Consider the following 10,959-nt stretch of genomic DNA (forward strand, 5'->3'; position numbering starts at 1 on the left):
CGGGCGGGTCCCGTCCCCCGGGGCGCCCCGTCGGTCCCTAGCGTGGGACGCACGCGACAGGGAGGCCACCGATGACCACCACGACCGTCCGCCGGGTGCTCGCCGCGGCGACCACGCTCGGCCTGAGCGCCGTCCTCGCGGCGTGCGCCGACGACCCCACGCCGACGTCGACCCTGACGACGACCGTCGCCGTCACACCGACCCCCACGGGCACCCCGTCCCCGGCACCGGCGCCGACCGACCCCACGGCACCCGACGCCGGCACGCCCGACGCGGCCGAGCCGACGGACGGGCTCGACGGCTTCGCGGCGCCCGGCACCGAGCTCACGTCCGAGGGCGACGCCTCGCTCTACGTCGTGACCGGCGTGCGCACGGGTGAGCACGACGGGTACGACCGCGTCGTCTACCAGCTCGAGGGCGGCACCGGCACGCCCGGCTACCGCGTGCGGTACGTCGAGCGCGCGGTCGAGGACCCGAGCGGCGCGGTCCGCGAGGTCGACGGCGACGCGGTCCTCCAGGTCACGCTCGTGGGCACCACCTACCCGACCGAGGGCGGGCCGCAGGAGTTCTCGCAGGACCTGCGACCGGACGACGGCGACGTCGAGCACGTGGTGCGACCCCTGACGTTCGAGGGCATGACGGACTCGTTCGTCGGCGTCGACGACGGACCCCGCGCGTTCCGGGTCCTGGTGCTCGCCGACCCCGTGCGCGTGGTCGTCGACGTCGAGGACCGCTGACCCCGTCAGACCACGGCGCCCGACGTCCCCGAGAGGCCGAGCACGGCGACGCACAGCAGGGCCACGACCATCGCGAGCGTGAACGGCAGCCGGCTCCGCCCGCGGCGCAGGCCGACGAGGCCGGCGACGACCCCGGTCAGCACCGCCACCGCCCCGACGGTGGCGGCCGCACCGCGCGGCGACCCCGGCGGCCCGAGCACGGCCACCACGACCGCCACCGCGAGGACCGCCGGCGCCAGCACGCTCGTCGCGCGCCGACCCAGCCGGTGCGGCAGGCCCCGCACGCCCGTCGCGGCGTCGTCCTCGAGGTCGGGCAGGACGTTCGCGAGGTGCGCGCCCACGCCGAGCAGCGCACCGACCGCGAGCAGCCACGCCGCAGGCCGTCCCGGCCCGGGCAGCGCGAGCACGACGAACCCCGGGAGCAGCGCGAACGCGACCGCGTACGGCAGCCAGGACGCCGCGGTCGCCTTGAGCCCGAGGTTGTACGCCCAGCCCATCGCGACCGCGACGGCGTGCGTGCCCGCAGCGAGCACTCCCGTCGGCAGCGACGCGAGCACCGACACGACGACCGCGGCGGCCGCCGCGCCGCGCAGCAGCCGCTCCGTCACGGCCCCCGCGACGACCGGCTTGTCCGCACGCGCCACGGCGCGGTCGCGCGCGGCGTCGAGCCAGTCGTTCGACCAGCCGATCGACAGCTGGCCCGCGAGGACGACGACGAGCACGAGCAGCACGGTGCGGGGCGGCGCCGCGAGCCCGGCCGCCAAGGCCGTCGACAGGCCCGTGACGACCACCGTCGGTCCGGCGTGGGCCGCGCGGACCAGCCCCGCGAGCGTCCTGCCGGGCGCGGCCCGCCGGGACCGGTCGCGACGCACCGCCCGGTCGGGGTCGGTGGTCGTGGACGGCTCGCGCACGACGCGACGCTAACCCGCGGGGCCGCCCTGCGCGCGCCCCCTGCACGACCCGGGCTCCCCCCGCGCGGGCACCGCCGCCGCGTGCCACGATGCCGGGATGTCGCACCTGCTGGCCGTCGCCCCCGCGCTGCCGGGGCCGCCGCGCTCGCAGCAGGAGATCCTCGACGTCGTCGCGCCGCTGGTCGCCGCGGGCGACGCACGCACCGAGGCGCTCGCGCGACGCCTGCACGCCGGCTGCGGCGTGCGCACGCGGCACCTCGCCCTCCCCCTCGAGCGGTACGGCGAGGTCCGCGACTTCGGGCAGGCCAACGACCTGTACCTCGAGCTGGCCACCGAGCTCGCCGCGCGCGCCGCGGCCGACGCGCTGGACCGGGCCGGGCTGTCCGCGCAGGACGTGGACCTCGTGTTCCTCACGTCCGTCACGGGCGTCGGCGCCCCGTCGGTGGACGCGCTGCTCGTCGACCGGCTCGGCCTGCGGCGCGACGTCACGCGCGTGCCGTCCTTCGGCCTGGGGTGCGCGGGCGGCGCGGCCGCGCTCGCCCGCACGCACGACCACCTCACGGGCCACCCGCACGACGTCGCGCTCGTCGTCAGCGTCGAGCTGTGCTCCCTCACGCTGCAGCCCGACGACCCCAGCCCCGCGAACCTCGTCGCGAGCGGCCTGTTCGGCGACGGCGCCGCCGCGGCCGTGCTCGTCGGCGACGACCACCCCGCCGCGGCGGGGACCACCGGCCCGCGCGTGGTCGCGGTCGGCAGCCGCCTCTACCCGGGCACCGCCGACCACCTCGGCTGGCGGGTCGGCGCCTCGGGGTTCCGGATCGTGCTGTCCGCGGGGCTGCCCGACGTCGTGCGCGCGGGTGTCGCGGCCGACGTCGAGGGTCTGCTCGCGGCGCACGGCCGCAAGCCGGGCGACGTCACGCGGTGGGTCGTGCACGCGGGCGGCCCGCGCATCCTCGACGCCGTGCAGGACGCCCTCGGCCTGCCCAGCGACGCGCTCGACGCGAGCCGCGCGTCGCTCGCCGACGTCGGCAACCTGTCGTCCGCGTCGGTGCTGCACGTGCTCGACCGCACGCTGCGTGCCGGGACGCCCGCGGGCTCCCCCGGCGTGCTGCTCGCGTTCGGGCCCGGCGTGGGCCTGGAGATGGTGCTGCTCGAGTGGTCCACGGGAGGACACGGGTGCTGACCCTCTACCTGGTGGTCGTCGGCCTCACGGCCGTCGAGCGCGTCGCCGAGCTCGTGGTGTCGACGCGCAACGCCCGCTGGTCGTTCGCGCGCGGCGGTGTCGAGAGCGGCCGCGGGCACTTCCCCGCGATGGTCGCGCTGCACACCGCGCTGCTCGTCGCGTGCGTCGTCGAGGTGCTCGTCGCCGACCGGCCGTTCCTGCCGTGGCTGGGGTGGCCCGCGCTCGCGCTCGTCGTCGCGAGCCAGGGGCTGCGGTGGTGGTGCATCGCGACGCTCGGGCCGCGGTGGAACACGCGCGTGATCGTCGTGCCCGACCTGCCGCTCGTGGACCGGGGGCCGTACCGCTGGCTGCGCCACCCGAACTACGTCGCGGTGGTCGTCGAGGGGATCGCGCTGCCGCTCGTGCACACGGCCTGGGTCACGGCTCTCGTGTTCACGCTGCTCAACGCGGTGCTGCTGGCGCGGTACCGGATCCCCGCGGAGGAGCGCGCGCTGCGCGCGGCGACCGTGGGCGCGTGAGCGCGGGGCGACGCGCGGCGCGGCCGTCGCGCGGCGGGCCGGTGCCGTGACGGACACCGACGTGCTCGTGGTGGGCGGCGGCCCCGTGGGCCTGGCCGCCGCGGTCGAGGCGCGCCGCCGCGGGCTCGACGTGGTCGTGCTCGAGCCCCGCGACGGCACGGTCGACAAGGCCTGCGGCGAGGGGCTGATGCCGGGTGCGCTGCGCCTGCTGCGCGCGTGGGACCTCGACCCGGCTGGGCACGTGATCGCGGGGATCAGCTACCGCACGGCGACAGGTCACGTCGACCACGCGTTCCGCGGCGCCCCCGGGCGCGGCGTGCGGCGCACGGTGCTGCACGACGCGCTGCGTGCCCTCGCGGCCGACCTCGGCGTCGTCGTCGTGCCGCGCCGCGCGCACGACGTGCGGATCACGCCCGCGGGTGTCGACGTCGACGGCCTGACGGCCCGCCACCTGCTCGCGTGCGACGGCCTGCACTCGACCGTGCGCCGCCGGCTGGGGCTCGAGCCCGCGGCCGAGCCGCCGACGGAGCGCGCCCGCGAGCGCGTCGCGGGCCGACGCCGCTACGGCCTGCGGCGGCACTACCGCGTCGCCCCGTGGACCGACCTCGTCGAGGTGCACTGGGCAGCGCACGCCGAGGCGTACGTGACGCCCGTCGCCGACGACCTCGTGGGCGTCGCGGTGCTCGGCCCGCGCGGCACCGACCTCGACGCGACGCTCGCCGCGCTGCCCGAGCTCGCGGACCGGCTCGCCGGCGCGGCCCCCGCGAGCACCGTGCGCGGCGCCGGGCCCCTGCGGCAGCGTGCGACGCGTCGCACGCTCGGGCCCGTGCGGCTCGTGGGCGACGCGTCGGGCTACGTCGACGCCCTGACGGGCGAGGGGCTGCGCGTCGGGTTCGCGCAGGCCCGCGCGGCCGTCGCGACGCTCGACGACCCGGCGGCGTACGAGCGCGCGTGGCGCGCGGCGACGCGCGAGTACCGCGTGCTGACGACGGGGCTCGTCGCGTGGGCGGGCTCGCCGCTGCGGCCCGCCCTCGTGCCCGCGGCGCGGCGCCTGCCCGCGCTGTTCGGCGGGGTCGTCGAGCGCCTGGCCCGGTGACCGCGGCGCGGCGGTCTCACGCGTCCGGCGGCTCGGGGTCCATGTCGAACCCGGGCAGGCCGTCGACGCTCGTGCGGTTCTTGAGCCGCCGGTAGGCCGCGCGCCCCTCGACGCCCTTGCGCTCCATGAACGGGGGCAGCAGGTCACGCTCGCCGACGTGCGACATCAGCGGGACCCCGTACCCGCAGGAGTCCGAGACGCGCTCGACGTCGACCACGACGACCGCGCGGGCGCCACGCGACTCGTCCAGGCCGCCCTCGAACCGTCCGAGCAGGTCGTCGAAGCCCTCGTCGTAGAGCGTCACGAACCGGCCGCGGCCGTGCAGGCGCACGATGTCCGGCGGGCCCTCGAACGCGCAGAACATCAGCGTGATCCGCCCGTTGTCGCGCAGGTGCGCGATGGTCTCCGAGCCCGACGCCGTCAGGTCGACGTACGCGACCGTGCGCTCGTCGAGCACCGCGAACGTCCCGCCGACCCCCTTGGGCGACACGTTGACGTGACCGCCAGGCCCGCTGGGGGCCGTCGCGACGAAGAACACGTGCTGCGCCAGCAGCCACGTGCGCATGCGCTCACCGATGTGCTCGTGCACCTTGCCCATGCGCGCATGGTGGCACCGACCGCCCGAGCGCGGCGTCGTGCGTCCGCCCTGCGGCTCGCACCGCCCTACGCGGCGCGGCGCACCCATGCCTCCCAGGGGCGCAGCGTGACGCGCCCCGCGACCACCGCCGAGGGCTCGGCGAGGTTGCCCAGCACGAGCGACGCGTCGTGCCACCCCTCCCCCAGCTCGACCGTGCGCTCGTCGCCGGTGAAGTTCCCCACGACGAGCAGCCGCGCGCCGTCGAGCGAGCGCTCGAACGCGTAGACGTGCGGGTCGTCGGGCAGCAGCATCGTGAAGTCGCCCAGCCGCACCACGGGGTCCTCGTGACGCAGCGCGACCAGCCGCCGGTAGTGGTGGAACACCGAGCGCGGGTCGGCGCGCTCGGCCTCGGCGTTGACCTCGACGTGGTTCGGGTTCACGGGCAGCCACGGCGTGCCGGTCGTGAAGCCCGCGTGCGCGGTCGCGTCCCACTGCACGGGCGTGCGGGCGTTGTCGCGGCTCATGGCCGCGAGCCCCGCCAGCAGCCGTTCGTCGGGCACGTGCCCGAGCGCGCGCTGCTCGGCGGCCCACCGCACCGACTCGATGTCGCGGTACTCGTCGAACGACGTGAGGTGCGCGTTCGTCATGCCGAGCTCCTCGCCCTGGTAGACGTACGGCGTCCCGCGGTGCAGGTGCAGCACGGTCGCGAGCATGGTCGCCGAGTCGCGGCGGTGCGCGCCGTCGTCGCCGAACCGCGACACGACGCGCGGCTGGTCGTGGTTGTCCCAGTAGAGCGAGTTCCAGCCGCGCTCGGCCAGGCCCGCCTGCCACCGGCCCAGGACGGCCTTGAGGTCGCGCAGGTCGAGCGGCACGGGGTCGAACTTGCCGCCCGGGCCGTGGTCGAGGCCGACGTGCTCGAACGTGAACACCATGTCGAGCTCGCGGCGCGCGGGGTCGGTGAGCAGCACCGCGTCGTCGACCGTCGCCCCCGGGGTCTCCCCCACCAGCAGCAGGCCGTCGCGACGCCCCTCGAAGACCTCGCGGTGCATCTCCTGCAGGTACGCGTGCAGGCGCGGGCCGTTGGTGTACTGCGCCGTGCCGTCGCCCAGCGCCCCGGTCGTCACGGGACCGTCGGCGAGCCCGCCGTCGTCGTCGACGACCTTGGAGACGAGGTTGATGACGTCCATGCGGAAGCCGTCGACCCCGCGGTCGAGCCACCAGCGCATCATCGCGTAGACGGCCTCGCGGACCTCGGGGTTCTCCCAGTTGAGATCGGGCTGCTTGCGGCTGAACAGGTGCAGGTAGTACTCGCCGGTCGCCTCGTCGAGCTCCCACGCGGGCCCGGAGAAGAACGACGCCCAGTTGGTCGGCTCGGCGCCGGGGGTGCCCGGTTCCATGCCGTCGCGGGCCGGCCGCCACCAGTACCAGTCGCGCTTCGGCGAGTCGACCGACGCGCGCGACTCGACGAACCACGGGTGCTCGTCGCTCGTGTGGTTGACCACGAGGTCCATGACGACCTTGATGCCGCGCGCGTGCAGCGCCGCGACCACGTCGTCGAGGTCGTCGAGCGTCCCGAACAGCGGGTCGACGTCCTGGTAGTCGCTGATGTCGTAGCCGTTGTCGTCCTGCGGGCTGCGGTACAGCGGCGAGAACCACACGACGTCGACGCCCAGCTCGGCGAGGTGGTCGACGCGCCGCAGCACGCCCCGCAGGTCGCCGACCCCGTCGCCGTCGGAGTCCTGGAAGGACCGCGGGTAGATCTGGTAGACGACCGCACCGGTCCACCAGGGGGCGTCGTCGACGGTGAAGGTCATGCGCGGCAGCTCCTCGCCCGGGGCGTCGTGGGGACGGTCCGACGCTCGCACGGCGCCGGGCGCGACGCACGTCGTCCGCCGCGGCGCCCGGAGCACCCGACGCCGCGCTGGGCCGTCCGGGCGATCCCGGGACCTCGGTCCCCCGACTCGTTGACACACCGTCAATAGCGTCCTCCCCATGAGCACCGCGCAGCGACGGGTCGTCAAGGCCCCCGACGTCCGACGCGACGAGATCGTCGACGCCGCACGCACGCTGTTCGCCGAGCAGGGCGTCCGCAGCACGACGTTCCAGCACGTCGCCGACCGCGTCGGCGTCACCCGCGGGCTCGTCTACCACTACGTCGGCGACATGGAGACGCTCGTCGGCCTCGTCATCGACGCCTGCATCGACGACTTCGTCGCCGACCTGCGCGCGTGGGACGCGGCCCGCCGCCCCGGCGACGTCGACGGCGCGGTCGTCGAGTGCGTCGCGCTGTTCCGCCGCCACGTCCCGACCCGGCGGCGCGGCGACGGCCCCGGCCCCCGCACCGCGACGCCCCTGCCGCGGTTCGACGACGCCGCGCTCTCGGTTCAGTTCCTCGACCGGGCGGTCGAGGCGCTCGTCGACACCCTCGAGGTCACGACGATCCCCGCCTACGCCGCGCGGCACACCATCCAGATCGCGCACGTGCGCGCCACGTTCGTCGTGCTCGTGCACGGCCTCATCGCGCTCGTCCGCTCCCAGCCGGACACCCCCGACGACGTGCTCGCCACGCTCGTCCGGCAGACCCTGCGGCTGGCCCCCAACGACCCTGCCGCGTCATAGCGGCCAGGGCGCACGTCGAAGGAGAGACATGTTCCTGTTCGAGAGCATCACGCCGATCCAGGCACTGATGTTCGTCGTGGTCCTCGCGGGCCTGATCGGCCTCAACGAGATCTCGCGACGCGGCAAGGTGGCCGGGCTCGCGCTGTTCGTCGCGCTGCCGCTGGTCCTGACGATCTTCGTGTGGCCGCACACGGCGGGCGCCGGGTCGTCGACCGGGTCGTGGTTCCACTGGGTCAAGGTGTACTCGGCGCTCGCCGGCTGCCTGGGCTTCATGCTCATCCGGTACGTGCCGCGCCTGGCCGCGAACAAGTGGATGCTGCTGTTCCCGCCGGCGATCCTGTCGATCAACATCCTCGAGGCCGTCATCCGCGACTTCCAGGTGTCCGGCATGCAGGAGGGCGTCGTCGACGGCGTCATGATGGTCCCTGGCGTGTGGAACGTCATGAACGGCACCGCGGGCATCCTCAACATCGTGACGATCTGCGGCTGGGTCGGCATCTACGTCAGCCGCGACAAGACGAAGGACATGATCTGGCCGGACATGCTCTGGTTCTGGATCGTCGCGTACGACCTGTGGAACTTCGCCTACGTCTACAACTGCGTCGGCGACCACGCGTTCTACGCCGGTGCCGCGCTGCTGCTGTCGTGCACGATCCCCGCGTTCTGGCTGCGCCGTGGCGCGTGGCTCCAGCACCGCGCGCACACGCTCGCGTTCTGGATGATGTTCACGATGGCCGTCCCGGCGTTCGTCACCGACTCGCAGTTCTCCGTGCAGTCGTCGCACTCCCCCGCCGCGCTGTTCACGGTGTCGGCGCTGTCGCTCGCGGCGAACGTCGCCGTGGTCGTCTACCAGGCGCGCCGGCTGCTCAAGGGCCGCCTGCACCCGCTGCGCGACGAGCTGTGGACCGACCTGCCGGCGTACCGCCGCGTGGTCGAGAACATCCCCGGCTACCGGCTCGCCGGTGCCGGTGCCCCCGTCGCGGCCGCGACGGGCGCGACCGCCGCGCCCGAGGCCGTGGCTCCGCGCTGACCCACCCCGCGACGCCGGGTCCGGGCACGTCCCGGGCCCGGCGTCGTCGTGCGTCCCGGAACGTTCCACCCCGCCGGGGCTCGCCCGCGACGCGCCCGGTCGGCGAGGCTGCTGCCAGACCCGACCCGAGCCAGGGGGCCCACCATGACCGACGCGTTCCACGGTGCCGACGTCGCCGCGCTGCGCACGCAGGCCGTCGCGCTGCACGACGCCGCGCAGACCCTCGTGACCTGCGCGCAGCGCACCGGCCGCGGGCTCGACGCCCTCACGTGGGCCGGCCGCGACGCCGACCGCGCCCGCACCACATGGCAGACCGAGCAGGTGCCCGCGCTGGTCCGGACCGCGCACGCGCTCGGGGAGGCCGCGCTGCGGCTGCTCGACGAGGCCGACGCGCAGGAGTCCGCGAGCGCCGCGACCGGGACTGCGGCCCCCGGTGGCGGCGCGGTCCCGACGTCGGGCACCGGTCCGGGTGCGGCCGTGCCCGCCCCGGTGGCGGCCGGCACGGGGGCCGCGGCGAGCCCCGGCACGTCGTGGGCGGACGTGCGCGCGCAGGTCGACCGGGCGCACGACGTTGTGTCCGACGCGCTCGGCCGGCTCGGCACCGTCACCACCGCCGCCGACGCGGCGGCCGTCGCGGCGGCGCTCGGACGCTGGGACAACGTCACGCTCGGCTCGTCGTACCGCGTGCTCGACCAGGCCGTGGGGATCATGCAGGACGCGCACATCGGCCCCGCCGTCGGCGGCGTGCTGCAGGGCGCCGCCGCGCTGGGCGTCGCGTCGGACGCGTACGGCGCGTACCGCGCGCACGGCGCGGGCGACCTGCACGGCACGGTCGACAACGCGGTGTCCGCGGTGCTGGGCGCGGGGTCGTTCGTGCCCGGCTGGGGCCTGGGCAGCGCCGCGCTCGGCGCGTCCTGGCAGGTCGGCACCGCGGTCGGCACCGCCGCCAACGACGCCATGCAGGGCACCGACTTCCACGCCCGGTTCACCGACCGCATGGACGCCGCGTTCGACCTCGGCGGCGCGTGGGGCATGCTCAACACCCCCGGTGCGCTGATCGTCACGGGCGCCGAGGAGGTCGGGCTGCGCGCCCGTGACCTGTGGGACGGCCTCACCGGTCCGGCCGACGGCACGCTCGACGGCCGCCGCTAGTCTCGGTCACGGGGAGCGCCGGGCACCGGCGCGGGGCGGGGACGAGGAGCGATGGACGACGACGAGCTGTGGGCGCCCACGCCGGCGCGCACGACCCGGGCCGACGTCGACCTCGGGCTGCCCGGGTACACCGACCTGCGGGAGGTCGCCCGGGGCGGCGACTCGGTCGTCTACCGCGCGCACCAGCCCGCGCTGCACCGTGACGTCGCGATCAAGGTCCTGCTCGAGACCGACCCCGCGACGCGTGCGCGGTTCGCGCGCGAGCTCGAGATCACCGTGCGGCTGGGGCGCCAGCACCCGCACGTCGTGACCGTGCTCGACACCGGCACGACCGCGCAGGGCCACCCGTGCCTGGTCATGGACTTCCACGACCTCGGCTCGCTGCACGACCGCCTGCGCAGCCACGGCCCGCTGCCCGTCGCGGAGGTCGTGGCCGCCGGCACCGCGGTGGCCGACGCGCTCGCGTTCGCGCACGCGCACGGCGTGCTGCACCGCGACGTCAAGCCGCAGAACGTGCTGCTGCTGCCCACGTCGTACGTCCTGACGGACTTCGGGATCGCGCGCATGGCCGACGCCGGGCACACCGCGTCGCTCGAGCGGTTCAGCTACCGGCACGCGTCGCCCCAGGTGCTCGACGGGCTCGAGCCGACGGCCGCCGACGACGTGTGGTCGCTCGGCTCGACGCTCTCGACCCTGCTCGACGGGCGCGCGCCGTTCGCGGCGCCCGACCCGGACGACGACACCGCGCTGGGCTACCTGCGGCGCGTGCGCACGGGCGAGCGGCGTCCGGTGCGGCGCGACGACGTGCCCGCGGCGCTGCTCGCGGTCGTCGACCGGTGCCTCGCCCCCGAGCGCGAGGACCGCTTCGCGTCCGCCGCGGACGTGCACGCCGCGCTGCTCGCGCTGCCGACCGAGACCCGGTCCTGGTCGCCCCGTCCCGCCGCGCCGACGGCAGAGGCACCGGTGGCCGCACCGGCTCCGACGTCCGCGGCGGTGCGGCCGGTCCCGCCGCCGCACCCGGAGACCCCGGAGCCGGCCGCCGCACCCGCGCCGTCGGTCGCGCCCGGCGCCACCCCGCCGTCCGCGCTGCCGGCGCTGGAGCTGCCCCCCGTGCAGCCCGAGGACGACCGCGTCCT

Annotated in this window: 11 protein-coding genes; 8 read left to right on the forward strand and 3 right to left on the reverse strand. The window is 76.1% G+C overall.

Annotation, left to right across the window (positions count from 1 at the left end; translation table 11 throughout):
• Positions 1–71 precede the first annotated feature (71 nt).
• Positions 72–737: a hypothetical protein gene (locus ATM99_RS08860; protein ID WP_062102546.1), complete on the forward strand. Its 666-nt coding sequence runs from the start codon at positions 72–74 to the stop codon at positions 735–737.
• 5 nt (positions 738–742) lie between these two features.
• On the opposite strand, the gene ATM99_RS08865 is transcribed toward ATM99_RS08860, so the two are convergent.
• A complete protein-coding gene (locus ATM99_RS08865; protein WP_369798041.1) occupies positions 743–1,648 on the reverse strand; it encodes a UbiA family prenyltransferase in 906 nt (301 codons plus the stop codon).
• 40 nt (positions 1,649–1,688) lie between these two features.
• Here ATM99_RS08865 and ATM99_RS08870 point away from each other — a divergent pair, with 40 nt between their 5' ends.
• The 3 genes from ATM99_RS08870 to ATM99_RS08880 are packed head-to-tail and all read left to right on the forward strand — an operon-like array spanning position 1,689 to position 4,445.
• Positions 1,689–2,831, forward strand: coding sequence for a type III polyketide synthase (locus ATM99_RS08870; RefSeq protein ID WP_223304922.1), 1,143 nt, complete (start codon positions 1,689–1,691; stop codon positions 2,829–2,831).
• The gene (locus ATM99_RS08875; protein WP_062102548.1) at positions 2,825–3,349 is read left to right on the forward strand and encodes an isoprenylcysteine carboxyl methyltransferase family protein; all 525 of its coding nucleotides are present in this window, start codon (positions 2,825–2,827) and stop codon (positions 3,347–3,349) included. Before ATM99_RS08870 ends, ATM99_RS08875 begins: the two co-directional genes overlap by 7 nt.
• A 46-nt stretch (positions 3,350–3,395) precedes the next feature.
• Positions 3,396–4,445 (forward strand): NAD(P)/FAD-dependent oxidoreductase, encoded by a 1,050-nt coding sequence (locus tag ATM99_RS08880; RefSeq protein WP_062102549.1) that lies wholly within the window; start codon positions 3,396–3,398, stop codon positions 4,443–4,445.
• 16 nt (positions 4,446–4,461) lie between these two features.
• On the opposite strand, the gene ATM99_RS08885 is transcribed toward ATM99_RS08880, so the two are convergent.
• Positions 4,462–5,043 (reverse strand): pyridoxamine 5'-phosphate oxidase family protein, encoded by a 582-nt coding sequence (locus tag ATM99_RS08885; RefSeq protein WP_062102550.1) that lies wholly within the window; start codon positions 5,041–5,043, stop codon positions 4,462–4,464.
• Between the two features lie 65 nt (positions 5,044–5,108).
• Positions 5,109–6,836, reverse strand: coding sequence for an alpha-glucosidase (locus ATM99_RS08890; protein WP_062102556.1), 1,728 nt, complete (start codon positions 6,834–6,836; stop codon positions 5,109–5,111).
• Positions 6,837–7,014: 178 nt separating this feature from the next.
• On the opposite strand from ATM99_RS08890, the gene ATM99_RS08895 reads away from it, so the two are divergent.
• The 4 genes from ATM99_RS08895 to ATM99_RS08910 form a co-directional block, all read left to right on the forward strand.
• The gene (locus ATM99_RS08895) at positions 7,015–7,641 is read left to right on the forward strand and encodes a TetR/AcrR family transcriptional regulator (RefSeq protein WP_062102551.1); all 627 of its coding nucleotides are present in this window, start codon (positions 7,015–7,017) and stop codon (positions 7,639–7,641) included.
• Positions 7,642–7,669: 28 nt separating this feature from the next.
• Complete coding sequence (locus ATM99_RS08900) at positions 7,670–8,671, forward strand: DUF5692 family protein (RefSeq protein WP_062102552.1); 1,002 nt, start codon at positions 7,670–7,672, stop codon at positions 8,669–8,671.
• A gap of 144 nt (positions 8,672–8,815) precedes the next feature.
• Complete coding sequence (locus ATM99_RS08905; RefSeq protein ID WP_062102553.1) at positions 8,816–9,823, forward strand: hypothetical protein; 1,008 nt, start codon at positions 8,816–8,818, stop codon at positions 9,821–9,823.
• A gap of 51 nt (positions 9,824–9,874) precedes the next feature.
• A partial coding sequence (locus ATM99_RS08910; RefSeq protein WP_150118214.1) for a serine/threonine-protein kinase occupies positions 9,875–10,959 on the forward strand: 1,085 nt, incomplete at its 3' end.

Origin of the sequence: Cellulomonas sp. B6, assembly GCF_001462455.1 — a bacterium.
In the GTDB taxonomy this organism is placed as follows: Bacteria; Actinomycetota; Actinomycetes; order Actinomycetales; family Cellulomonadaceae; genus Cellulomonas.